Source organism: Sinorhizobium kostiense, from assembly GCF_017874595.1.
Taxonomy (GTDB): domain Bacteria; phylum Pseudomonadota; class Alphaproteobacteria; order Rhizobiales; family Rhizobiaceae; genus Sinorhizobium; species Sinorhizobium kostiense.
The window spans coordinates 74,776-98,278 of the sequence record NZ_JAGILA010000010.1 but is presented as its reverse complement, the minus strand read 5'-3'; the positions used below and the strand labels follow the sequence as shown (position 1 = coordinate 98,278).

General features: G+C 58.2%; 20 protein-coding genes and 2 pseudogenes. 19 read left to right on the top strand and 3 right to left on the bottom strand.

Annotated elements, in window-relative coordinates:
• Positions 1 to 30: 30 nt before the first annotated feature.
• The 7 genes and pseudogenes from nifD (at position 31) to J2Z31_RS26605 (ending at position 8,969) form a co-directional block, all read left to right on the top strand.
• Complete coding sequence (gene nifD / locus J2Z31_RS26635; protein WP_209606365.1) at positions 31 to 1,530, top strand: nitrogenase molybdenum-iron protein alpha chain; 1,500 nt, start codon at positions 31 to 33, stop codon at positions 1,528 to 1,530.
• Positions 1,531 to 1,630: 100 nt separating this feature from the next.
• Positions 1,631 to 3,172 carry a nitrogenase molybdenum-iron protein subunit beta gene (nifK, locus tag J2Z31_RS26630; protein ID WP_209606363.1) on the top strand — a complete coding sequence of 514 codons (1,542 nt, stop codon included), beginning with the start codon at positions 1,631 to 1,633 and terminating at the stop codon, positions 3,170 to 3,172.
• Between the two features lie 52 nt (positions 3,173 to 3,224).
• On the top strand, positions 3,225 to 4,718 hold the full coding sequence (gene nifE / locus J2Z31_RS26625; protein ID WP_209606536.1) for a nitrogenase iron-molybdenum cofactor biosynthesis protein NifE: 1,494 nt from the start codon (positions 3,225 to 3,227) through the stop codon (positions 4,716 to 4,718).
• 9 nt (positions 4,719 to 4,727) lie between these two features.
• Positions 4,728 to 6,168: pseudogene (gene nifN / locus J2Z31_RS26620) on the top strand (nitrogenase iron-molybdenum cofactor biosynthesis protein NifN).
• On the top strand, positions 6,134 to 6,616 hold the full coding sequence (nifX, locus tag J2Z31_RS26615; protein ID WP_081159428.1) for a nitrogen fixation protein NifX: 483 nt from the start codon (positions 6,134 to 6,136) through the stop codon (positions 6,614 to 6,616). The pseudogene nifN and the gene nifX overlap by 35 nt, the downstream one beginning before the upstream one ends.
• A gap of 3 nt (positions 6,617 to 6,619) precedes the next feature.
• Positions 6,620 to 7,108: a NifX-associated nitrogen fixation protein gene (locus J2Z31_RS26610; RefSeq protein ID WP_408022063.1), complete on the top strand. Its 489-nt coding sequence runs from the start codon at positions 6,620 to 6,622 to the stop codon at positions 7,106 to 7,108.
• A gap of 1,069 nt (positions 7,109 to 8,177) precedes the next feature.
• Positions 8,178 to 8,969 (top strand): calcium-binding protein, encoded by a 792-nt coding sequence (locus J2Z31_RS26605; protein WP_209606359.1) that lies wholly within the window; start codon positions 8,178 to 8,180, stop codon positions 8,967 to 8,969.
• Positions 8,970 to 9,233: 264 nt separating this feature from the next.
• Here the strand turns inward: J2Z31_RS26605 and J2Z31_RS29530 are convergent, their stop codons facing one another.
• Positions 9,234 to 9,560, bottom strand: coding sequence for a hypothetical protein (locus J2Z31_RS29530; protein WP_234939697.1), 327 nt, complete (start codon positions 9,558 to 9,560; stop codon positions 9,234 to 9,236).
• Between the two features lie 945 nt (positions 9,561 to 10,505).
• Here J2Z31_RS29530 and nifH point away from each other — a divergent pair.
• The 10 genes and pseudogenes from nifH to J2Z31_RS26565 form a co-directional block, all read left to right on the top strand.
• Positions 10,506 to 10,634, top strand: a pseudogene (nifH, locus tag J2Z31_RS30065) (nitrogenase reductase); the annotation flags it as partial.
• Positions 10,635 to 10,653: 19 nt separating this feature from the next.
• Positions 10,654 to 10,962, top strand: a complete 309-nt coding sequence (locus J2Z31_RS26595; RefSeq protein ID WP_209606531.1) for a hypothetical protein — start codon at positions 10,654 to 10,656, stop codon at positions 10,960 to 10,962.
• A 302-nt stretch (positions 10,963 to 11,264) separates the two neighbouring features.
• The gene (fdxB, locus tag J2Z31_RS26590; RefSeq protein ID WP_209606357.1) at positions 11,265 to 11,582 is read left to right on the top strand and encodes a ferredoxin III, nif-specific; all 318 of its coding nucleotides are present in this window, start codon (positions 11,265 to 11,267) and stop codon (positions 11,580 to 11,582) included.
• 84 nt (positions 11,583 to 11,666) lie between these two features.
• Entirely contained in the window at positions 11,667 to 11,843 is a 177-nt protein-coding gene (locus tag J2Z31_RS26585; protein WP_328243667.1) for an exopolysaccharide production repressor protein, read from the top strand.
• A 121-nt stretch (positions 11,844 to 11,964) separates the two neighbouring features.
• Complete coding sequence (locus J2Z31_RS26580) at positions 11,965 to 12,453, top strand: NifX-associated nitrogen fixation protein (protein WP_209606353.1); 489 nt, start codon at positions 11,965 to 11,967, stop codon at positions 12,451 to 12,453.
• Positions 12,454 to 12,534: 81 nt separating this feature from the next.
• Positions 12,535 to 12,921, top strand: a complete 387-nt coding sequence (locus tag J2Z31_RS30060) for an exopolysaccharide production repressor protein (protein ID WP_209606351.1) — start codon at positions 12,535 to 12,537, stop codon at positions 12,919 to 12,921.
• 151 nt (positions 12,922 to 13,072) lie between these two features.
• Positions 13,073 to 13,357 carry a tryptophan 7-halogenase gene (locus J2Z31_RS29525; protein WP_234939696.1) on the top strand — a complete coding sequence of 95 codons (285 nt, stop codon included), beginning with the start codon at positions 13,073 to 13,075 and terminating at the stop codon, positions 13,355 to 13,357.
• On the top strand, positions 13,354 to 13,557 hold the full coding sequence (locus tag J2Z31_RS29520; RefSeq protein WP_234939695.1) for a hypothetical protein: 204 nt from the start codon (positions 13,354 to 13,356) through the stop codon (positions 13,555 to 13,557). Before J2Z31_RS29525 ends, J2Z31_RS29520 begins: the two co-directional genes overlap by 4 nt.
• Before the next feature lie 301 nt (positions 13,558 to 13,858).
• On the top strand, positions 13,859 to 14,293 hold the full coding sequence (locus J2Z31_RS29515; RefSeq protein ID WP_234939694.1) for an acyltransferase family protein: 435 nt from the start codon (positions 13,859 to 13,861) through the stop codon (positions 14,291 to 14,293).
• A gap of 37 nt (positions 14,294 to 14,330) precedes the next feature.
• Positions 14,331 to 15,731 carry an acyltransferase family protein gene (locus J2Z31_RS26565; RefSeq protein WP_408022062.1) on the top strand — a complete coding sequence of 467 codons (1,401 nt, stop codon included), beginning with the start codon at positions 14,331 to 14,333 and terminating at the stop codon, positions 15,729 to 15,731.
• A gap of 493 nt (positions 15,732 to 16,224) precedes the next feature.
• On the opposite strand, the gene J2Z31_RS26560 is transcribed toward J2Z31_RS26565, so the two are convergent.
• Positions 16,225 to 17,160 carry a LysR family transcriptional regulator gene (locus tag J2Z31_RS26560; protein WP_209606349.1) on the bottom strand — a complete coding sequence of 312 codons (936 nt, stop codon included), beginning with the start codon at positions 17,158 to 17,160 and terminating at the stop codon, positions 16,225 to 16,227.
• A 1,098-nt stretch (positions 17,161 to 18,258) separates the two neighbouring features.
• On the opposite strand from J2Z31_RS26560, the gene J2Z31_RS26555 reads away from it, so the two are divergent.
• Entirely contained in the window at positions 18,259 to 19,269 is a 1,011-nt protein-coding gene (locus tag J2Z31_RS26555) for a LysR family transcriptional regulator (protein WP_209606347.1), read from the top strand.
• Positions 19,270 to 19,821: 552 nt separating this feature from the next.
• The gene (locus J2Z31_RS26550; RefSeq protein ID WP_209606345.1) at positions 19,822 to 20,835 is read left to right on the top strand and encodes a 1-aminocyclopropane-1-carboxylate deaminase; all 1,014 of its coding nucleotides are present in this window, start codon (positions 19,822 to 19,824) and stop codon (positions 20,833 to 20,835) included.
• A gap of 354 nt (positions 20,836 to 21,189) precedes the next feature.
• Here the strand turns inward: J2Z31_RS26550 and J2Z31_RS26545 are convergent, their stop codons facing one another.
• Positions 21,190 to 22,551 (bottom strand): cytochrome P450, encoded by a 1,362-nt coding sequence (locus tag J2Z31_RS26545; RefSeq protein ID WP_209606344.1) that lies wholly within the window; start codon positions 22,549 to 22,551, stop codon positions 21,190 to 21,192.
• Positions 22,552 to 23,503: the final 952 nt, after the last annotated feature.

Here is a 23,503-nt window from a genome sequence, read left to right as displayed (position 1 = left end):
TCACCCAAATCTCGACAAGGGGGCAGGCCAATGAGCCTCGATTACGAGAATGACAGTGCTTTCCATGAGGAGCTTATCACGCAAGTGCTGTCGCAGTACCCAAACAAAGCGGCGAAGCGTCGCCAGAAGCACCTCAGTGTCGCAACGGGCGGCGAGGAGGTCGGCGAGGAAGGCCAGATCTCCGAATGCGACGTAAAGTCGAACATCAAGTCCATTCCGGGCGTGATGACAATCCGCGGCTGCGCCTACGCTGGCTCGAAAGGCGTGGTCTGGGGCCCGGTCAAGGACATGGTCCATGTCTCGCACGGACCGGTCGGTTGCGGTCAATATTCCTGGTCGCAGCGGCGCAACTACTATGTCGGCACGACAGGCATCGATACATTCGTGACGATGCAGTTCACCTCCGACTTTCAGGAGAAGGACATCGTCTTCGGTGGCGACGGTAAGCTGGAAAAGATTATCGACGAGATCGAGGAGCTGTTTCCCCTGAGCAAGGGCATCACCGTCCAGTCTGAATGTCCGATCGGCCTCATTGGTGACGACATCGAGGCGGTGTCTCGCAAGAAGGCCAAGGAGCTCGAAAAAACAATCGTGCCGGTGCGCTGCGAAGGCTTCCGCGGCGTCTCGCAGTCGCTCGGCCACCACATCGCCAATGATGCCATACGTGACTGGGTCTTCGGCAAGGACGAGGTCGAGTTCGAAACTGGCGCTTACGACGTTAACGTCGTCGGGGACTATAACATCGGCGGCGACGCCTGGGCCTCGCGCATCCTGCTCGAGGAGATTGGGCTGCGCGTAGTCGGCAACTGGTCGGGAGATGCCACGCTTGCGGAAATGGAACGTGCCCCGAAAGCCAAGCTCAACCTCATCCACTGCTACCGATCGATGAACTACATCTGCCGGCACATGGAGGAAAAATACGGCATCCCCTGGATGGAATATAATTTCTTCGGCCCATCCCAGATCGAAGCTTCCCTGCGCAACATAGCCAAGCATTTCGGCCCAACAATTGAAGAAAGGGCCGAGAGGGTCATCGCCAAGTACCAGCCATTGGTCGATGCTGTGGTTGATAAGTATTGGCCGCGCCTCCAGGGCAAGAGAGTGATGCTTTATGTGGGTGGTTTGCGCCCCCGTCACGTCATCACCGCCTATGAAGACCTCGGCATGCAGATCGTGGGCACCGGCTACGAATTCGGCCACAACGACGACTATCAGCGCACCGGCCACTACGCAAAGAAAGGCACCCTGATCTATGACGACGCAACCAGTTACGAACTGGATAAATTCATCGAGAGGATTCGTCCCGATCTTGTCGGCTCCGGCATCAAGGAGAAGTACCCAGTGCAGAAGATGGGCATACCATTCCGCCAGATGCACTCATGGGATTATTCCGGCCCATACCACGGCTATGACGGCTTCGCCATCTTCGCCCGCGACATGGATCTGGCCATCAACAACCCGGTCTGGGACCTCTACGACGCGCCCTGGAAGAAAACGACAGTGCCTGCGGAACGGCTAGCAGCCGAATAACAGCCTGGTCTTCCGCGGACAGGAACCCGCGGGAGACCCGACGTCTCGAACGTGTTCTGTGCCGCCGTTCGACGAGGCCAGATGAAAAAGGGTGACCAATATGCCGCAATCGGCCGAAAAAATTCTTGACCATGCTCCCCTGTTCCGCGAGCCGGAATACAGGCAGATGCTCGCAGAGAAGAAGCTTAATTTCGAATGCCCCCACGCCGAACAGATCGTCACTGAGCAAGGTGAACACACCAAAACCTGGGAATATCGCGAAAAAAATCTGGCCCGCGAAGCGCTCGTGGTGAACCCCGCCAAAGCCTGCCAACCGCTCGGCGCCGTGTTCGCGGCTGCGGGATTCGAGCGGACCATGTCCTTCGTCCATGGCAGCCAGGGCTGCGTTGCGTATTACCGTTCACACCTATCGCGGCATTTCAAAGAGCCGTCATCGGCCGTTTCGTCTTCAATGACGGAGGATGCGGCAGTGTTCGGCGGTCTGAAGAACATGGTCGACGGGCTCGCCAACACTTACGCGCTCTACGATCCGAAGATGATTGCCGTCTCTACCACCTGCATGGCGGAGGTCATCGGTGACGATCTGCATGGTTTCATCGAGAACGCCAGGACCGAAGGCTCAGTCCCTCCCGAATTTGACGTGCCATTTGCTCACACGCCCGCCTTCGTCGGCAGCCACGTCGACGGCTATGACTCCATGGTCAAAGGCATCCTTGAGCATTTCTGGAAAGGCAAGGAGCGTACGAAAGCGGCTGGCACGATTAACATCATCCCGGGCTTCGATGGCTTCTGCGTCGGGAACAATCGCGAGCTCAAGCGCCTGCTCAACCTTATGGGCGTGTCCTACACCTTCATCCAGGATGCCTCCGACCAGTTCGATACGCCGTCCGACGGCGAATTCCGCATGTACGACGGAGGCACGAAGATCAAAGACGTTAGAGCGGCACTCAATGCGGAGGCGACGCTGTCGCTGCAGCACTACAATACCCGCAAGACGCTCGAATATTGCCGGGAGTTCGAACAGGCTACCGCCTCTTTCCATTACCCGCTTGGGGTCAAGGCAACCGACGAGTTCCTGATGAAGGTGTCGGAGGTATCCGGCAAAGAAATCCCCGAGACAATCCGCCTGGAACGCGGCCGACTGATTGACGCCATGGCCGACAGCCAATCCTGGCTGCACGGCAAGAAATACGCGATTTACGGAGATCCTGACTTCGTCTACGCCGTAGCCCGCTTCGTCATGGAAACCGGCGGCGAGCCGATCCACTGCCTCGCCACCAACGGCACGCCGGCCTGGGAAGCGGAGATGAAGGAACTGCTTGCAGCTTCTCCCTTCGGCAAGGATGCCCAAGTCTGGGCTGGAAAGGATCTGTGGGCGATGCGCTCGCTGCTCTTCACCGAGCCAGTGGACCTGCTGATCGGCAATTCCTATGGCAAGTATCTCGAGCGCGACACCGGCACGCCACTCGTCCGGCTGATGTTTCCGATCTTCGACAGACACCATCACCATCGTTTTCCGCTCATGGGCTACCAAGGCGGACTGCGTGTCCTGACAACGATCCTCGACAAGATCTTCGACAAACTCGATCGCGAGTCGATGCAGCTTGGTGTGACGGATTATTCATATGACCTCACGCGTTAAACGCCACTGCCGGCAAAGACCGGCCTGCCGATAGAAGTTGGAGGTCAAGGAAGTGTACTCGCTCGCTGCCAAAATCCAGGATGCCTTTGACGAACCCGCCTGCGAGATAAATCGCAGGAAGGACGCCAGCACCCGCAAAAAGGGCTGTTCGAAACCTCCGACCCCGGGTGCGGCAGCCGGCGGCTGCGCTTTCGATGGTGCCAAGGTCGTGCTGCAGCCGATCACCGACGTCGCACATCTGGTTCACGCACCACTCGCCTGCGAAGGCAATTCCTGGGACAACCGAGGTACGGCGTCGTCCGGTCCCATGCTGTGGCGCACCAGCTTCACCACAGATCTCACCGAGCTCGACATCATGATGGGGCAGAGTGAGCGGAGGCTCTTCCACGCAATCCGCCAGATCAAGGAAGCGTACGCGCCGCCCGCGATCTTTGTCTATGCGACGTGCGTGACGGCGCTCATCGGCGATGACATCCTGGCCGTCTGCAAGCGCGCGGCGGAAAAATTTGGCTTACCGGTGGTGCCGATCAATGCGCCGGGCTTCGTCGGTTCAAAGAACCTCGGCAACAAGCTCGCCGGCGAGGCTTTGCTGGATCATGTCATCGGCACGGTGGAGCCTGATGACGCCGGCCCTTACGACATCAATATCCTTGGAGAGTTCAACCTGTCTGGCGAGTTCTGGTTGGTAAAGCCACTCTTGGACAGGCTTGGCATCCGTGTTCGCGCCTGCATTCCGGGCGACGCCCGCTACCGGGATGTTGCCTCCTCACACCGCGCACGGGCAGCCATGTTGGTGTGCTCGACGGCACTCATCAATCTTGCCCGCAAAATGGAGGAGCGCTGGCAAATCCCCTTTTTCGAGGGGTCTTTCTACGGCATCACCGCCACCTCGGAAGCACTCCGGCGGATTGCTGAGCTGCTCGTAAAGAAAGGTGCCGACACAGAGATCCTCGACCGCACCGATAAACTCATCGCAGAGGAGGAGGCGATTGCGTGGAAAAGGCTTGAATCATACCGCCCGCGGCTCAAAGGCAAGCGGGTGCTCATCAACAGCGGCGGCGTGAAGTCCTGGTCGCTCGTTCATGCGCTGATGGAGATCGGCATGGAGGTCGTTGGCACCTCAGTCAAGAAATCGACAGTCGAAGACAAGGAGCGCATCAAGCAGGTGCTGAAGGAAGAGCACCATATGTTCGAGTCGATAGCGCCTCGAGAGCTGTACGCCATGCTCTCAGAACAAAAGGCCGACATCATGCTGTCGGGCGGGCGCACCCAGTTCATCGCGTTGAAGGCCAAGACACCTTGGCTTGATATCAACCAGGAGCGCCACCATCCCTATGCCGGCTATGATGGCATGGTGGAACTCGTGCGCCAGATCGATCTCGCCATTCACAACCCTGTCTGGTCTGACGTGCGAGAGCCGGCACCATGGGAAGACGATCCTGCTGTGGCGGAACAACTGTCCAGCCCGCACACGCACAGCGCGACTGCGAGTGTCGCGCCCTTAAAAACTAGCCGGCTCGACGCCGGCGACTTCGCCGAATGTTGAGGAAAGCCAATGGTGCACATCCATCCCCAAACGAAATCAGCGGCGGTCAATCCGCTCAAGTCATCCCAGCCGCTGGGTGCCGCGTTAGCCTTTCTTGGGGTGGATGGTGCGATACCGCTATTCCACGGCAGCCAAGGCTGCACCAGCTTCGCGCTAGTGCTGTGCGTACGCCACTTCAAGGAAACGGTCCCTCTGCAGACTACGGCGATGGACGAATTGGCAACAGTCATGGGGGGGGAAGGCCACCTGGAAGAGGCGATCCTCAACTTGAAGAAACGCGCGAACCCGAAGCTGATCGGCATCTGCACGACAGCACTGGCGGAAACCCGTTCTGAAGACTTCGAAAGGCAAATCGCCAACATCAAAATGATGCGCGCGGAGGAACTTGCAGGCACGGAGATCGTACTGGCAAACACGCCGGATTTCGATGGCGCCCTCGAGGAGGGCTGGGCCAAGGCTGTCACCGCGATGATCCAACAGATTACACGGCGGGGCCAGCAGGCGCGTCATTCGAGAAAGGCAACAATCATCGAGAGGATTACAAAGCCTGGCGAGCACCCGGACAAGCGGAAGAAAGTCGCGATTCTCCCCGGCTGGCATCTCACGGTCGCTGATATCGAGCACTTGCGCGAGATGGTGGAAAGTTTCGGGCTCAAGCCGGTGATCCTTCCAGACGTTTCCGGCTCGCTTGACGGTACAGTGCCCGATCGCTGGATGCCTACCACCTATGGCGGCACCAGTGTTGAGGACATCCATGAGTTGGGAACGGCGGTGCAGTGCATCGGCGTCGGCGAGCATATGCGGCGCCCTGCGGAACTGCTGCAGAAGTTAACGGGTGTGCCATACGCCGTATTCCAGTCGCTAACCGGATTGAAGAACGTCGACCGGTTCGTCTCGTTTCTTTCCGAGATCTCCGGCGTGGTGGCACCGCCGAAAATCCACCGTTGCCGCGCACAGCTGCAGGACGCACTGCTCGACGGACATTTCCATTTCGCCGGCAAGAAGATCGCGATCGCCGCCGAGCCGGATCAGTTGTACCAGCTCGCCACCTTCTTCATCGGGCTTGGCGCCGAGATCATCTCGGCCGTCACCACTACCGGTGCGTCAAAAATTCTCGAGAAAGTGCCGGCCGAATCGATCCAGATCGGCGATCTTGGCGATTTCGAAGATCTAGCCAGTGACGCTGATCTTGTCGTTACCCATTCGCACGGGCGCCAGGTGGCGGAGCGCCTCGGCATTCCTCTCCTGCGCGTCGGCTTCCCGGTATTTGACCGTCTCGGCAGTCAGCACAAGCTCACAGTTCTCTATCAGGGAACGCGCGACCTGATCTTCGAGGCGGCAAATGTCTTCCAGGCGCACCAGCGCATGCCGTCGCCTGAAATACTTGACGGATTGCGGAAGCGGAGAAATGCCGGATGACTTCCCTTCGTCGCCTCTCACTCGTCACTGACGAGATTCACCCCCGGCGTCCCGGCGCATTGCGCATAGCTATCGCGACGCAGGACATGAAAGCGCTTAACGCCCATTTCGGATCGGCCAAGCACTTTGCAGTCTACGACGTGACTCCCGACGGCTGGGATTTCGTGGAAGCGGTGAGCTTCGATGACGTCTCCAGCGAGACCGGTAAGCATCGGATAGAGGGCGATGACCGCATCACCCCGAAGGTGAACGCGTTGAGAGGCTGTCACCTCCTCTTTTGTCGGGCTATCGGCGGACCTTCCGCAGCCAAGGTCATATCGGCGAAAATTCATCCGATAAAAGTGGGGCAAGCCGAACCCATTCAAGACGTACTTTCGCGGACCCAGCAAATGCTCAGGACAACTCCTCCGCCGTGGTTGCGAAAGGTGTTGGCGCAAGCAGGCGTCGCCGAGAAAAAGCCGTTCGAGGACGAGGACTGAACCATGAAAAAAATGTCGATCACCGCGGGCACGCCTGCTGTCAGCGAGAACGATGCGGCCCTTGCGACCCCCTTTGTCAGATGCCTTGCGCGGCTGATCCGCGCTCAGGATACCTATGGGTCGCAGGACGGCGTATCGGACGCGCAGCTGTTGGCTCACTTCATCGTCACCGAGCAGCAGCGTCGTGAAATCCCGATAATCGGCGATCCCGATCCGGACGTGATGTTGAGGCTCAATATCTTTTATACCGCCGTCGGTCTTGCAATCGAAGCGCGCACCGGATTGGTGGCGTCGCCGACTATGATGATCAGCCATGAAGGCTTCGGACGAGTGCTTCTCACGACCGGGCGGCTGGTCGTATTTTCGAAAACAGTGCGCGACGTCCACCGATTCGGCTTCGCGACGCTTCGGAAGCTCGCGGAGGCCGGTGCAAAGCTAGTGGACGATGCGATCGCCGCGATCGAAGCCTATCCCGAAGTGGCACGGGCCTGACGATCGACGGGCAATGATGAATCGCCGGCCCTCTCTGCGCTTGAGGGTCGACGTGGGCAGCGGGGCTGATCTCTCCATCCACTCCCCGGTCCCGCTGCCGTCACGCCCGAAACCTGAGGCGGACATGCCTCGGTAAGATGCTGCGAAGCGCCACCGATGATTAGCAGATCGCCTCGGACAACTGGATAACAACCATGAGGGCTGGAGGCGAACGGCAGCGGTTTTTACGGATGCGATCATATCATTCAATGCTTTGCGGACGGCCGCTGGGGATGCACTAATGCATGCGCGAGAGACGGCAGCAACCCAGCTCTCAATCGCCGCCTCCAGATGCGCAGTTGCCATTCGGGACTAGACTGTGCCCGAACAGGGAGAGGCCGAACGTGTGCTGATTGAATCGCTGCAATCGACCTCTATGGCCAGCGCGATCTCGATCCGCCGCGAGTGACTTGGTGAGCGCCACCTTTCGGTCGTATGTACGCTACGGCAGGCGCCTGTCGCCGCCGTGGTTGGCCTCGTTGAGAAATACCGCAGGTGGGAACGCTGCGTGCTCCAGCACCACTCGCAAGCTTGACATGCCTTCGTCTTCGGCCAAAGAACTCGCTAATGCATGTCGCCCAAAGGCGGGCCTGGCGTACCTCTCCGGTGATGGCCGCCTTGCGGAGCTAGGCTGAGGGCTGCAAGTCCTAGTGCAAACACAAGACCGTATGTTCGTCTCGTGAAGGTGGCTCGCCCCGGAAAAAGCTCGCGCGCGGGGTTGCTCTGGATGGGCCGGAGCCAGGCCCCGAGCTTAGCGAGGGCGAACCATGAAGGACGATACGGCAATTTTCATCGAGGGAGCAGGATCTCGCCTGCCCATCTGTTTATTGCGGCGCCACCACCGGCTCGCGGCACCGCATGCATGCTCCCGTGTCGCGCCGCGTCGATCCGTAAATTCGAAGCTGCGAGTGAACCGCACCGAGGCATCCGAAATGTGGATGGGTCCGATCAAATCAATCGATTACTCCAATGGTCTGATGAGGAGTAAAGGAGGTGGTGTTGAGGCGTTAAATCATAAGGAGGATCTGCAATGCTAATCCGTGGTGGTCCGAGTGACAACAGCCTCCTCGGCAGTGGTGGTGACGATCTGCTTGTCGATCCCACCGGCAATGACTGGGTCGACGGTGCTCGCGGAAACGACTCCATCTCTGCGGGTGAAGGCAATGACCGAGTCTTTGGTGGCGAAGGCAATGACCATGTCTTCGGCGACGCGGGCAACGACTATCTTTCCGGAGACAATGGCCGCGAAAGACCGCGCGTGGGCGGTCAGGACAATGACAAGCTCTACGGCGGTCCCGGCGACGATGTCCTCTTTGCCAGTGACGGCAGGGATCATCTGACCGGCGGCGACGGCCAAGACACCTTTGTGTTTCAATTCCACGACCCGGTCCCCGGGGTTGACCCATCGTACGGTCCGAACCCGGACAACACCACCATCGTGGATTTCGACCCGACGCAGGATACTTTCGCCTTCGATGCGGCGGGCTATTATAGCGACGGTTCCAGCGCGAACTTCGTCAGCCACGCTAGTTCGCGGTCTGGCGTGGACACGTTCTACAGCGGCGCGGCCTCAGGTGCGAACGGCGAGCACGTGGTGGTGATCACCGATTCTTACCTCAATGGCTCCGATGTCGCGCGAGATATCTCCGGTGAGCACGCGGGCGACATTATGGTGTACTATAATCCGGGCACCCAATCGGCGCATCTGGCGTATGTCACCTCCGAAAACCATGCGGAAGATTTCGCTCATATCGGCGGTATCCATAGCCAGGCCGATCTTGCCGCGCTCGGCCTGAGCGCGTGGGACTTCACCTTCGTTTGATCCGCAAAACACGTATGGAACTGCGCTCCCCCGCCCCGGCGGGGCGCTTTCCTTCTAAACAAATCGCATGAGCTCAATTGAATTTGACATGTTTTAGGATCGCCCTGGCTCCTGCGCATGTTGGTGGCAAATTCTCCTTCCGGCAGCTCCCGGCCTCACAATCACGCCGGCCGACAGGGCTCGCTAAGCCTCTGGGCCATTAACGAAGACCATTAGAATTTGCCTTAACAGACAGCCGCAAGGGCTCGCAGAAATTGACCTTCTTCACTCGGGCGATGCAAGGGACTCGAAATGAAAGGGGCCGCGTACGCCGGCAGAGAAACGTTCAGCCGCATTGAGAGCTATCTCCAACCTTTCGCGAGGCGGAGCATCTGAGGATGCGAAGAGCGCACCGAGTGCTATCTGGCTCCCGCATCCACAGGCGTCGAAACCATCAACCGGCTCAGCGACCTGGTAGTCCCCGCGGATCTGGAAGAGGCGTCCCGCGTAGCCGACGAGGAATGTGCCGCCACGTTCGACTTCGTAGTAGCGCTGTGCGCAGCCACCAGCCTTCAGGCACTGGCGGAGCGCATCGATGAACTCTGTCACCATGAAAGCGTAGACATCCTTTTCCGGATGCCTCTTTGGTGGCTTGAAGGAGTGCGCCAACAGTTGGCCCACTCTAAATGAAGTCGTAAATCCGAAGATGAAGTCTTGGTTACGGAAGACTTTGCGATCGGCACGGACCGTAAGTGAGAGGCCGTCCACACCAGCGCTATCGCCCCCGATGTGCACTGACCCGTTGCTGATTAGACCGACAATGCACGTCATTCCTTGCTGCTCCTCATCTGGGCTCCATCCGAATCTGTAGATGTCGGTTGTCGGGCGAGCAGCCTGACTGAGACCCTGCCGCTTGCCTGCCCAGGATCACCAGCAAGCACTGTGCCAGCCTCGGATAGTGAAGGGTCGCCCGACCATCTCCTTGGCCGCCTTCCGGCTGCCAGTGACATTTGCCCGGCGCGCCGACAATTCCACTCGAGACTACCTATTCGATAGGGCGGGACGCGGCGCTGTCGGCTGTGTCAGGTTCGCGACTGGGCGATGTTCGACCACTGCTGCTTAAGTGCCTCAAAAAGGACCCGAAACTGGCCTTCGGTGGCAGGTGGCACGTGAACATTCGTCGCTGCCAGACTGCACGGAGGTGGCAATTGGAACGCCTGACTGAGTTTGGGCCACTGGGATACGATCCTTCGCCCTCCACTGATAGGCGTCAGCGCCTCTAGCTTGGCAGCCGCCGCGAGAGCAATGTGTAGCGGTTCAAACAGTCGCTTCGACGCCTTTGTAGGGCAAGCGACACAGGGTTGTTGGCCACCCCTTTTTGCCCCTGAGTAAATGACTGATAGTAGGTAACAAATTCCTTTTTAGCTCGAGCAGCCGACTGGCACGAGTCTTGAAGGCATTCCACTGAGGCGGCGAAAGCTGCCGATCGGTAGGGTGCCAGCGAAGGAAAGTACCATGGCAGATCTCTGTCAGATCGCATTCTGCTGGTAGGAGGGCATCGGCTCATGCACCAACAGCCAACATACGCTCGTCGCCGCCGTCGGCCTCGGATCGAAGGTCCTTATCTTCGGGATCAACGCGAAAGCCGAGCCCTGCCGCCTGATCCTGAACTCAAAGGCGCAGGACCGCGCGGCAGCGCCGGACGATCCCGATCATCGGCGCTTCCGATCCGGACGTACTGCGGAAGCTCAATACCTGCTACACCCCCGTCGCGCTGGCAATCGAAGCGCGCGCCGGTTGGTGGCTTCGCCTATGGCCCACGAGGGATCCGGGGTGCGCGCTTCTCGCGACCGGACCTGATCGGATGCATGAAAATGCTGCGCGAGTCCACCGGTTGGGCTTCCATAAGCCTCGGAAGCTCGCCGGAGACCGGTGCGAAACTGGTCGGCAATGCGATCACGGCTATCCGTGCGTATCCCGAAGTGGCGCGAGTGACGGTCGACCCAGGCTATGACGAACCGCCGGCCCCCCGTCCCCGGGGGCCGACGTCAGGCAGCGGGGCCACTCCTCCCCCATGCCCCCACCGGTCCCGCTGCCGCGACCGTTCCAAAGGGCGAGGCTCGAAAAAATACCTCGGCAAGTTATTGCAATTAGCCACCGATGATCAGCAACCGCCCCCGATAAGCTGGACAACAAGATTGGGGCAGGCGGACGAGACCGGTTTCGACGGATGATGGCATGTCAGATATTCGAAGACATTCCAGGCTTTTTGCGGGTGACCGGTGCGCAGAGAGCGCCTGCGTTGGAGAACTAACGATGACAAGGCATTTCCTTACCCGCGACGGCTCAACATGGATGCCGGAATATCTGACGGCTATCGACAGCGTGACCTGCATTGGTTGCGGCCGCTGCTTCAAGGTCTGCTCGCGCAAGGTCATGCACCTGCACGGCATCGACGAATCCGGTGAAATCCTCGGTGTCTGCGATGGAGAGGACGACGACTTCGATGGCGAACTCAGTCGTATGATCATGGTCGTCGATCACGCCGGGCGCTGCATCGGCTGCGGAGCATGCGCCCGCGTTTGCCCGAAGAACTGCCAGACCCACGTCGCGGCTGACAAGACTGTTGCTTAAGCTGACGGACGAACCGGGAGAACGGCGTTGCCCTTCAGAATCTTTTGTCGAGTCCTGAAATTGGTCCTGTGCGCCAACGCTCTAGTGGTCTACTTCGTCTCGCATTCGATACGCAGGGTAATCATTACAACGTTCGGTGCTTCGCTGGTTCTTCAAGTTGCCTACTTCGGAAGCGTACTTTTTCTGGTTTGGCGGGCTAGGTGCAATCGGAGAGCTGTCGAAAGGACCGGGCCAAGAAGGTGTGACCCTGACCATTCCTGATGCACATGGCTGGGAACGCATTTTGCATGGTGGGGGGCGGTTATCTCGCACTAGCATTGGACGGCACCCGAAGGACACATGGATAGGCGAGCAAAGGTACCTTAAAAATGAGGACTGAACGATGGCGACACTATCGGATCCCACGGTTACCCCGGTTCTTGGCGACAACAAGGCCGCTGCCAGCCCCTTCATCAAGTGCCTGGTGCGGTTAATTCGCGCTCAGGATTCCTACGGGTCATGGAAGGAAAAGTGCGACACTGACCTGCTCGCCTGCTTTACCGTCCCGGAGGAAAAGCGCCGTGCCATTCCAATCATAGGCGATCCTGATCCGGACGTTCTGTGGAGGCTCGATGTCTTTTACCGGGCCGTCGGCATCGCGATCGAAGAGCGCTCCGGCTTGCTGATATCGAGAACTATGGAAATCAATCATCATGGCGGCTTCGGCCGCGTGCTTTTTACGACCAGACGACTCGTCGTTCTGTCGAAAACCCTGCGTGACGTTCACCGATTTGGCTTCAGTACTCTTCGCAAACTCGCCAAGACGGGCGCGAAGCTGGTCAACGATGCGGCCCGAGTCATCGAAGCTTATCCGGACGTGGCACGGGCGTAAATGCAGCTCTATGTTCACGGCAGAGCATGAAACCCTCAAGAAAGCGGTTCGAAGCTGCGGTCGCACGCTGGAACCGCAAAGATGGAATCGCACGAACCCTGCTTTTCCCGACCGGCCAGAGCGAGATCATGGCCATCGCCCGAGAAAACCGTTTTCGGTCAGTTAGGTCCTGTCGACCTGACCATTCAGCAGAAAACCAGGAGAACCGCAGTGCCGTTCAGGAATTTTCCTCACATCTTTTGCTTCCTCCTGTGCACCGATGCTCTCGCTATCTATGTAGTCTCACATCCTGTTCGCAGCTTGTTTGTCGTGACGCTCGCTCATTCGCTGCTTCTGCAAATAGCTTATATCGGAAGCGTCTTCTTTCTGATCTGTTTAGCTGCGCTGGCAGAGATGTCCAAAGCACTACGCACTCTCGGTCCTTTTAATGAGGCGCCATCCCGACGTCGGGCTGGAATGCTTGCTTGAGGACTGCAAAGAGAAAGGCAAGGCCTGGCGGATTGTCACCCCCCCCCCGAGCCGGCCCGCTTGGACCAAAGTCGATTGAGAACGGGATGGGAAAGGGCATCAGGCGCATCGGAGCGCCTGCATCAGCGAGCAACTCGTCGGACTCTGATGAATGCCATCGACCAAAAGTCATGGCCGACTGAATACCCCTGCCGATCCTGGGGCACCGCCGTCATGGCGATTGTGTTTAGTGGCGGCGCGTCGACCATCGCACGGGGAGCCGAGACAACCCGATGTCTCGCTCACGGTAAGGCGGATAGGCATCTTCAGCGGCGGCATTGTGGGTTGGCTTGCGGCGATTGCGCCGTCGCGAGTTTTCGACCTATATGTGGATGTCACCGTCATAGAGACTGCGGCGTTATTTCCACTTGGACCGGGGGAGGGGGCTTGCTCATGATTGACACGCTGTGTCGTAATGATCTCGACTTGGACGTTCTTATCGGTGAAGCCGGTGCAATCTTTATGGCGGGCGCACTGTTAACATTCGGCGAGGTTGCCGACTTCTTGCCGTCACCGTATGTTTTTACCCTCCGTCAAAGCGTCGAGCCAAAGGCGTGTGCAAGCGATCCGTGGCGTGGATATTGGGCATTTAAATAATCGATTTTACGAACTCGCGGGCATGCTCCATTAGAATGACAACGATTCACCGAAAGCAAGTACGCCGACACCTGCTGCCGGCGACTTTCTTAATTAGGGGCGAGTGCGGCAGATTGGGCAGAAATCGATCCAGCGAATGATTCTAGAAGGGCACCATTTCACATCCTTGCTGCGCATACCTACGGCTAACCAGACGTGCCTAACGCCCAGTTCATCCGATTAAGCCGGGAATTTCATCAGGTCTTCTATGCCGCGACACTGTCGAGCCGATGTCCAGGCCTTGCGGGGTCTAGCGGTCCTGTTGGTTGTCCTTTATCACACCCAAATCGCGCCGTTCGGTTATCTCGGCGTTGATATTTTCTTCGTAATTTCGGGCTTTCTGGTCACCAGCCTGATCGCGACCCAGCTTGAGCAGTCACGGTTCTGCTTTTGGGAATTCTACTATCGTCGTGCGAAGCGTCTGTTGCCCGCAGCCTATGTGGTCGTTGCGCTCACGATGATCGCGGCACCCTTCTTCCTGTCAGATGTGGGCCTGCGGGACTTCCGAACTCAGGTCCTCGGGGCGCTCACATTCACCGGCAATATCGTTCTCTGGACTCAGGCGGACTATTTCGGCGTATCCGCCGAAACGAAGCCACTCCTGCATTTGGTCGCTCGCTGTCGAAGAACAGTGTTATCTGCTGCTTCCTGCTTTCTTCGCCTTGGTTCCCAAGAGATGGTGGCTCACAGCGGTTAGTTCGCTTCTCGTTGCCAGCCTGGCACTGTGTCTCTACGTGGCCTTTCGTGACCCATCCGCTGCATTTTATCTTTTGCCGACCCGGTTTTGGGAAATGGCCATTGGTTCGCTCGGGGCTTTGCTTCCGGCCAGCCCTCGCGTGGCTGGCAAGCTTGCGGTGCTGCGCTTCCCGGCGCTCCTGCTTCTCCTCCTTATTCCCGTTTTACCTTCTGGTTTGCAGAACCCGATCGTGGATGCCGCTTTGGTCTGCTTGGCAACCCTGATCCTCCTGCTGTCACCCAGCAGGGATAATGTGGCGGCCCGAAGCATGGCAAGGATCGGGGACATCTCGTACGCGCTCTATCTGGTCCATTGGCCGGTGCTTGTCTATGTGCGGGCTGCTTGGCTGGCAGAGCCTCCTGGGCTTGCGATCTATGCGGCAGTTGCCTTCTCAGTTGTAGCGAGCTCAGCCCTTCACCGTTTCGTGGAAAAGCCGTTCCGGCAGGGTTTCGTCACGTCTCGTGGACGGATGGCCTCAGGACTCCTTGCCGCAACGGTTCTTCTCGGCTTCGCACCGTCAGTCGGCGTTGGTGCAACGGAAAGTGGGGTTCGCTTTTCCGAGATCCGACGGAACAATTACGGCCTGGGAAGGACATGTGATTTCATATCTGGAACGCCTCCTCAGGGTATTCCGGAGCCCTGCCAGACGACGGATAGGCCCGAATTGCTGGTCTGGGGCGATTCATTTGCCATGGCACTGGTTCCCGGCTTGGCTAAAACAGTCGGAGAAGCCGGCTTGGCTCAGCTCACGATGAGCGCATGCTTCCCGGCCATCGGAGTTGCCGCCTTCTTCAAGGGCGCCGTGTCTCCCTATCCCCGTGCCTTCGGCGAGGATTGTATTCGCTTCAATGACAGTGTTTTGGGTATCCTGAAAAATCGGCCGGGGTTAAGGACCGTTGTCATTTCGAGCCCATTTGACTACCCTGTCTCCAAAGACTACATGCTGCTTAAGAGGCGTGATAGTACGTTCACGGAGGTTGAACCTTCGGTAGATGGAGCCGTTGAGGGCATCAAGTCTCTCGTCGAGGCCGTTCGCGCTTTGGGCAGGCGAGTGGTCGTAGTTGCTCCTCCGCCAGTCGCAGTCTTCGATATCGGCGATTGCCTTGAGCGAAAGGCGCGGGGAAGTGTTATGCTCGGGCGCTACAGTGACTGTAAAATACATCTCAGCGATTACCGCCGGATGCGATCCCGCACTCTCGAGCTCTTGAACCAAGTGGCCGTGAAAGCTGACGTAGAGGTTGTCTCTTACCACGACTTTCTCTGCGACGACACAAAATGCAGAACTGAGATCGATGGCAAATTCCTCTACCGGGACAGCGGCCATCTTTCCTATGAAGGATCAGAGATCATCGCTCGAAAGACAAGACTTGCTGAGAGGCTGATCAGGGCTGCTCGTTAGAGCATTTCGAGATGGAAGCTGTTTCAAGACAAATTTTTAGGCGGAGTGGACCGCGAGCACTTTCGAGTGGCCCGCAATGAAAAGCATGAGGATTTCGGAGTTCCGCCGCGCCGAGCTGAAAGCGGACGAGGCGACGGCGCGCAAGGCTGCCAAGTGGACGCGTTCCCGCACGCCCCGGACCGCTGGCAGAGAGCCGAAGCATTTGTCGTAAGTGTCGCATGGTCAGCCTTCTCTTTGACGGCATGAAATTCCCCTCACAGCATGAGCATTGGACTGGGGGAGAAGTTCCGGATCGCTACTACGAGCCCGGTTCCGCGGACTAGGCACGGAGATCGAACATCCACTTCGATTGACGCGGGCGCGCGCCGAGCTACGCCAGGTCCCGGTCGGACGGCACGGGAGGCGCAGGCCTACCTCGACCTACTGAAAATTCACTTTACAGCGCCCATCCCCATGGCACGATACGACAAAATGCACCCTCAAATGCGGGGACTTAGGGCGTCCCCACGGTCTTATTCGGAGCAGCTATGCTGGCAGCCTCCTGTAGCAGGATTTCCCGCATCCAGATGCTTGCCTGATCCCTGTCGTGGAGGGCGGGCCACTGGACAGCCATGGTGAATGCTGGAACTGGCAACGGAAGCTCGACGATGCGTAAAGGCATTGTCTTTGCGAAATGGCGGGCGAGCCGCAAGGGTATGGTCGCTATACGGTGGGTGCCCGATAGCAGCGGCGGGATCAAGCTAAAAGCTGGCGCGACGATCTCGATGCGTTTCTCGATAGCGTGCCTGAGCAATAACGATTCTTCGATGGAGGGGGCCAGCGCGCTCCCGAACTTGGCTGCAACATGCCCCATCGACATGTACCTTTCGAAGGAAAGTTGCTGCGACAGTTGCTCGTTCGTGGGACACCCCACGCAGACGAGTGTCTCGTCGAACAGTGTCGCTTGGGGGTACACGTTCGACATAAACAGTTCCGGGAGGATCAGGAAATCGATTTCACCACGTCGGAGTAATTCATCAGGATCATCATCGGGAGACAGCAATTCGAAGCCAACGGCGGGAGCCTCCCGCGCCACGCGCTCTACAACCTTCTCGAAGAAGACATGCGTCATGAAATCGGACAGGATGATCCTAAAACGGCGCTGCGATAAGGCCGGGTTGAACATGTCCCAGGAAAGGATGGAAAACTGAATATGCAAGAGTGCGTCGCGGACGGCGGGGGCAAGCGCCTCCGCACGCGGTGTTGGGATAAGTTCGCGGCCCCGCATTGTAAACAGCTCATCGCCGAAATAGGCGCGTAGCCGGCGCAGGGCAGAACTCATGGCCGGCTGACTGAGCTTGATGCTGCGTGCCGCTTCGGTGACGCTTCGTTTGGTCGTCAGAGCATCGAAGGCAACAAGCAGATTGAGGTCAAGGCCCTTAAAGCGCATGCTTCGTATCCGCAGTACGGATGTTTGACATCCAAATAGTAAACCCCATTGCCGAATCGGCGTCGTCGGCTGGGGTTCTCGCGGCCTGCCACGGATCTCCATGCAACGACAAAAGAGAGCAGGCGGTAGGTCGCTTTCCCAGCCCGAGCCAGCCAAGATGATGTAGAACTACAGACATCACTGCGCGAGCGAGCCGTTCTCTACACTGCGAAATGCAGAGACGCGCAGACCTTGCATCGTCAGGTTCCCCGCGCTCCGAGAAGCGTTGACCGCAACGTGACCGCGCCACTTTGCGTGCAGCAGACTGTCGTCGACCATTTCACCGCTCAAACTGCCATGAAGGCACAACGCATTTAGCATCCACGCTTCGCCGGCAGAGCGCGCTGGCGCCGCCGCCACATTCGCTTCAGCAGTGTGCTGCCCGGGTAGGATCATCTTGGTTGGACGTGCCGCGGACCGAAGCTTTCCTGGATACATCAATGGCATCTCTCCAATTGCTAAAGGAATGGGGACTAATACTGCCCACCGCCCTTTCCCCGCCATGCAAACTGCACATCCAATCATGCGCTTCGATTATCATTGAGGAACTCGTTCCGAGGGGAGTGCAGCTACGGCCGCCCGCTCCGTGGTCACCAAAGCCGAATTGCGGACTGCCACGAGCCGGATGGCGGCAATAGAGTTTCTGAACATCAGAGTGAAGCGGTTTTTGCGCGCTGCTCGCCTGCCGTTGAGCAAACGGGCAGATTTGATCACTAGAGCATTAATACGCGTACTATCCATGGCGTGAATGCTAGCCATGCGAAGAGTCAATTTTTCCACTCTTGGGGAATTCGATAGAGAAGCATTGGCAACACGTAGGCATAAGTGGAAGTTCAGACACGCCAGCCCCAAGAGGAACGCTTGTGATGACGCCCGCGCAATGGCGGGGCCGCGCTGGGCCCCTTGAGCACGTCATAGGGGCCAAAGCGCGTCCAACCAAAAAGCGCGTCCAACCAACTCGCAAGTCGTGGTTCTACACGAGACAAAGGAGTTCTTTCATCCCTCTCAGAGGGCCCGAGGATTTGGCCCTAGAACATCTGTCTCCGAGGAGAATAAATCATGGATCAACCTGCTTGGAAGGGATCACCTGCGATCATCGGTGAACATGACGCCGCGCAGCAACGGCAGATGCCGAACCTGGCATCTATCGACCTAAACCTGCTGGTGGACCTCGAAGCGCTATTGCAGTACCGCAACGTCACGCACGCGGCCCAACACGTCGGCCGAAGCCAACCGGCAATGAGCCGAGCCTTGTCAAGGCTGCGTGGCCTGTTTGATGACGATCTTTTGGTTCGCGGCTCGAGCGGCCTGGTTCGGACGCCGCTGGCCGAATGCTTGGCCAAAATGCTGCCCTCGGTGTTGAAGGCGCTCCGCGATATGCTTACTCGAAGTTTTGCCCGGAGCGACATGCGCTGGAAGGCAACAATCGCAATGCCCGATCATCAAGCGCTGATAGTGCTGCCGCGTCTATTGCCGCGTCTGCATGAGTGCGCGCCTCATCTAGACATTGTTACTGATCCACTCTTGGAGGGTGCACTTCGCCGACTTGAGCAAGGTGACATCGATTTGGCTGTCGGACAGATCGGTACGGCACCTCCCGGCTTCTTGCGGCGCAAGCTCTACGCCGACCGCTTTGCTTGCCTGCTGCGCCATGACCACCCAGCTCTGGAGCAAGAATGGAGTATCGGGACCTTTGCTGCGTTGCGCCACGCCTCCATCGCCTCCGACTCCAATGACCGATTTGGTCAGGTCTATGACGGGTTGGTCAAGCTGGGACTATCGGATCACCATCCAATAGCGTTCTCTAATGTGCTAACAGCGGCTGTAGTGATCGCGGCAACCGACTTAGTACTAGTCGTACCGCATCGCGTTGCAAGCCGGATCGCCGCCATGCTGCCGCTCACGGTTATGGATCCCCCGGTGGAACTGGCGCCCTACGACGTTGCATTGATCTGGCACGAGCGTTCCCATCGCGACCTGGAACATCGTTGGCTCCGCCACGAAATAGCTGCGGCAGCAAGGGCCCGGCCCGAGTGGGCCGAAGACGAAATCAAACGCGGCCGAGACTGAGTGAGGGGGGGCGTGCCTCGGCCGCGGGCGCACCCCATTGCTAGTGGTTAGCATTCAGGATCTGAGTGCCCGAGACGTCCCTGCCTGGACGTCGCGCTGAGCGTCCCGGCTCAAGCCGGAGAGCACGGCGACCAATGACGGCTGCTACACCATGTCACGGGACACGATCCCTCACTTGAGAAAGAGCTTACTTCCCACGTACTCATCGATGACGACCATGCAGGCGGGGTGGTCTAGCTGGACATCCAACCAGGCCTGACGTTCCTCAGGAGACCCGGTAGGTTCGATTTGATGTCGGCCCCTGAGAAAGCGCCAAGCTGGCCTACGTCACGCCTGAGAACAGCGTGAGCGAGTTCGCGGAAGTGTCCAGCTTCACAGCGCAGCCGACCTGGCCCAGCTGAGCGCCTCGGACTTCATCTACATCTAATTTGGCAAACCGGTCCTGAACCGCGCCGCTGCGACAAGAAAGCGGTTTGAGCCATAGCAACGAAAGACGCTAAGGTGTCGCCGCGACGGGCAGGGGCCGCAAAACTAGGTTCGATTGGAGAGAACATGCTAGAAAAATTTGAGCGTTACCCGCTCACCTTTGGACCGGCGCCTATTGAAAAGCTTGATCGCCTCGGAAAACACCTTGGAGATAAAGTCGAAATCTACGCCAAGCGCGAGGACTGCAACTCAGGTCTTGCATTTGGTGGAAACAAGCTCCGCAAGCTGGAATATATCATTCCAGAGGCGATCGCCTCCAAGGCAGACACCCTCGTTTCAATCGGCGGCGTACAGTCCAACCACACGCGGATGGTTGCCGCCGTCGCCGCCAAGATCGGCATGAAATGCCTCCTGGTGCAGGAGAGCTGGGTGCCGCATGAAGACGCCGTATATGATCGGGTCGGCAACATTTTGTTGAGTCGCATCATGGGCGCAGAGGTGCGCCTTGTCGACGGGGGCTTTGACATTGGTATTCGACACAGTTGGGAACAGGCGCTAGCGGACGTTAAATCAAGAGGTGGCACGCCTTATGCAATTCCTGCTGGGGCTTCCGTTCACCATTATGGCGGCCTCGGCTACGTAGGGTTCGCGGAGGAGGTGCGCGCTCAGGAGAAGCAACTTGGGTTTGCCTTCGACTATGTTGTAGTATGCACGGTCACCGGGTCGACCCAGGCCGGCATGATCGTCGGATTCGCCAAAGACGGCCGACAGCGCAACGTAGTAGGTATCGATGCCTCGGCTACTCCCGCCCAAACCAAGGCGCAAGTACTAAGCATTGCCCGGCATACGGCAAATCTGGTCGACCTGGGAATGGAAATCGGTGAGGACGATGTGGTCTTGCTCGAGGAGTATGCACACCCGTGTTATGGCATTCCGTCCGAGGAAACGAAGGAGGCTATTCGGCTGTGCGCACGGCTTGAGGGCCTCATTACTGATCCGGTCTACGAGGGTAAATCAATGCAGGGAATGGTCGATCTCATCAAGAAAGGCTTCTTCCCAGAAGGATCGCGGGTTCTCTACGCGCATCTCGGTGGTGCGCCAGCTATCAATGGCTACAGCTATACGTTCCGCGAAGGTTGACGCCGCGTCGGGACGTGATCGCAGCGGCGGCCGATACGGTTATCAAAGAACGGGAACATCCGCTGCGGCAATCCTTACGCCTACCGAAAAGCTTTATGAAAACGAGAAGGTCGAGGAGCCTTAACCCATAGCCTTCGAAGAGATCACAGAGCACCTTCCCCACTTCCTTTAGTAGGACTACAACAAACGACGGCTTCATTCAGGGCGCTCGGCTACCTAAGCTTTAACAGTTCGTGGATCACATCCAGCAGACTGGCAAATCGGCAGCCTGATCCATCCTCCCTAGCCCTCAAAGACCGGGGCATTCATCGCGACAAATCGAATCCTTACTGACGCATGGCGTCCTTGACTTTATCACTCCCTTCGCCGGCGAACCGACATCAAGATGTTTGGATGAGGCCGCAGCGTGACCTTCATCACGCGCCGCGGCGGGGTCTCGGTGCAGTTACTCAACTTGAACGACTGAAGCAGGACAGCAAGCACGGCAACGGCTTCCATAAGAGCGAAGGCGTTGCCAATACAAACGCGTGGCCCCGCACCAAAGGGGATATATGCATAACGGTGGCGGGTGCGGGCGTTTTCCGGCTCAAAGCGCGTAGGATCGAAGCTTTCTGGATCCTGCCACAGGTCAGGTTTACGGTGCACTGCATAGATGGGGATGAAAAAGACCGTGCCCGCGGGGATCAGGTACCGGTCAAGCCGAAAATCTGCAATTGCCGTGCGCGTGATGATCGGCACTGGCGGAAAGAGGCGCATGGCCTCCGAAAACACCTGCTTCGTATAGACGAGGTGCGCCAGATGTTCGGGAAGGACTGGCCCGCCTCCAGTAACGTGCGTAATCTCCCTCACGACCTTCGCCTCATCTTTCGAATGCCGGGCGAGAAGGTGAAGTGTCCAAGCCAGACCGAGCGCTGTCGTCTCATGACCCGCAGTGATGAAGGTCATCAGGTTGTCAACGATCTCCTCGTCGCTCATTGTACGGCCGGATTCCGGGTCAGACGCCATCAACATCATGGAGACGAGGTCATGCCTTTCACTTGGTTGCTGTCGGCGCTTCGCGATCACCGCCGCAAGGCTCGCCCGGAGAAAAGCGACAGCAGAGCGTGCTTTCGTGCGGCCTGGATACGGCAGCCACTCGGGTGCGCCAATCATCCCAAGAGCGAATGTCCAACCACTTGGTTCAAGAAAATCCGTTACGCTCCGCTCGACGCGAGCGACATCGATGCCGTGCCCGCCCGACATCATCGTATCGACAATGATGCCGAAGGTCGTGCGCATCATCTCATGGCCCACGTCCAGAACTTCGCCGCGCCGCCGAAGCCAGCGGGCCTTGGTTTCTTCAGCGGCGGCGATCATCGCAGGCTGGAGTTCAAGAAGCCTTTCGTGCCGGAATGCGGCGGCCACCGACTGTCGCTGCCATTTCCAGTGCGCACCGTCGCCAGTTAGCAAACCTCGGCCTAACGCAGGCCCCAACGTGCGCCTAATATGCTCGCCCTTGCTAAGGCGGTCCGCATTCTCCACGAGCGTCTCGTGGATAAGGACCGGGTCGGTCAGATACACCTGCAGATTGCCCATCTGCCCGGTAAAGACAATGGGCTCCTTGAACACGGCCGGAGGCAGTGCGTCCAGCGGATTCTTGATCATCGCCAGGAATGCCTTGGCGGTCGAGTGCTTCGTCACCGGAAACGGTGGTGCCCGATCAATGCTCGCATCCATCAAAAAGCTCCTTAGGTGACACCATCTCCTGCATTCGCCGCAGGGCGCTGCAGTCGCCTCCAAGTCGTCCGTTCCAGTTGAGATCGTTTATGTCTTTGAGCGTCTCCCAGGCGTCCTGCACGATGATGAGCGTAACGGCGACAGGCACCATCACTTCACGACGATTCGAACAGATTCACGGGAATGTGGCGGGGGCATGATCTCAGCAACTGCGACAACGAATTGATACGACAACGATTTCGCATCCATACGCGCGCGTCTTTGACCCAGATCATTTGAACAGAAAAAAGCACCTCTCAGGGAAGTCTCGCGCTGCTTCTCGTGTGATCGGCGATGACTAAATGCTCGCCAGGACTCGACCTCACGACGCATCGACGCGCTTGTCTTCGACCTCCACTATGAACATGCCAGCAGAACGCGCAGACCCAGCTCTGAAACAGAAAAAATGGTGGCCGTGCCACTCGCCTCAGGAGGCGTAGTACGGTTCCCCAAGCGGTAGTGGTCATGCTCAACGAGTCCCGAGGCCGCGGTGGCCAAAACACCCACCGCCAAGGTGACTTCCGGCCGTTCTAAAGGAGGCGCAGCCAACAATCCAGAAAGCTGAATCGAGAGTCTAAGTGCCGAGCCCGTCGTTTGGCAACCAGGTGTGGAACAGCTCAACGTGGTTGCCATTGTCCGACCTACGACAATGTCGGAATGCTTACATCGCCGGTTCGATCGATAGGCCTGTATTTAAACCGTTTTTCGTTCGGCACGCACGTTGCTCTGCAGACGCGTTATCAACGACGACAATCGTGCGGAGAATGTGTAGATGTCAGCACAATGCTTTATGCCCGGGCCTAGGCCCGGCCACCTTACCGCAGCACGTTCCCGGTGCAGACGAAGGAAGAGGCGGTGCTCGCGAAGCAATGTTCGAGCCAAGACTGCACAGGCGCTTTTGCCCTGGTGGCGG

What these genes read in the sequence shown, in the direction of transcription:
- nifD (WP_209606365.1), top strand. Translation starts at nt 31, where the DNA reads ATGAGCCTCGATTACGAGAATGACAGTGCTTTCCATGAGGAGCTTATC.
- nifK (WP_209606363.1), top strand. Translation starts at nt 1,631, where the DNA reads ATGCCGCAATCGGCCGAAAAAATTCTTGACCATGCTCCCCTGTTCCGC.
- nifX (WP_081159428.1), top strand. Translation starts at nt 6,134, where the DNA reads ATGACTTCCCTTCGTCGCCTCTCACTCGTCACTGACGAGATTCACCCC.
- J2Z31_RS26610 (WP_408022063.1), top strand. Translation starts at nt 6,620, where the DNA reads ATGAAAAAAATGTCGATCACCGCGGGCACGCCTGCTGTCAGCGAGAAC.
- J2Z31_RS26605 (WP_209606359.1), top strand. Translation starts at nt 8,178, where the DNA reads ATGCTAATCCGTGGTGGTCCGAGTGACAACAGCCTCCTCGGCAGTGGT.
- J2Z31_RS29530 (WP_234939697.1), bottom strand. Translation starts at nt 9,560, where the DNA reads ATGGTGACAGAGTTCATCGATGCGCTCCGCCAGTGCCTGAAGGCTGGT.
- fdxB (WP_209606357.1), top strand. Translation starts at nt 11,265, where the DNA reads ATGACAAGGCATTTCCTTACCCGCGACGGCTCAACATGGATGCCGGAA.
- J2Z31_RS26580 (WP_209606353.1), top strand. Translation starts at nt 11,965, where the DNA reads ATGGCGACACTATCGGATCCCACGGTTACCCCGGTTCTTGGCGACAAC.
- J2Z31_RS30060 (WP_209606351.1), top strand. Translation starts at nt 12,535, where the DNA reads ATGGAATCGCACGAACCCTGCTTTTCCCGACCGGCCAGAGCGAGATCA.
- J2Z31_RS29525 (WP_234939696.1), top strand. Translation starts at nt 13,073, where the DNA reads ATGCCATCGACCAAAAGTCATGGCCGACTGAATACCCCTGCCGATCCT.
- J2Z31_RS29520 (WP_234939695.1), top strand. Translation starts at nt 13,354, where the DNA reads ATGATTGACACGCTGTGTCGTAATGATCTCGACTTGGACGTTCTTATC.
- J2Z31_RS26560 (WP_209606349.1), bottom strand. Translation starts at nt 17,160, where the DNA reads ATGCGCTTTAAGGGCCTTGACCTCAATCTGCTTGTTGCCTTCGATGCT.
- J2Z31_RS26555 (WP_209606347.1), top strand. Translation starts at nt 18,259, where the DNA reads ATGGATCAACCTGCTTGGAAGGGATCACCTGCGATCATCGGTGAACAT.
- J2Z31_RS26550 (WP_209606345.1), top strand. Translation starts at nt 19,822, where the DNA reads ATGCTAGAAAAATTTGAGCGTTACCCGCTCACCTTTGGACCGGCGCCT.
- J2Z31_RS26545 (WP_209606344.1), bottom strand. Translation starts at nt 22,551, where the DNA reads ATGGATGCGAGCATTGATCGGGCACCACCGTTTCCGGTGACGAAGCAC.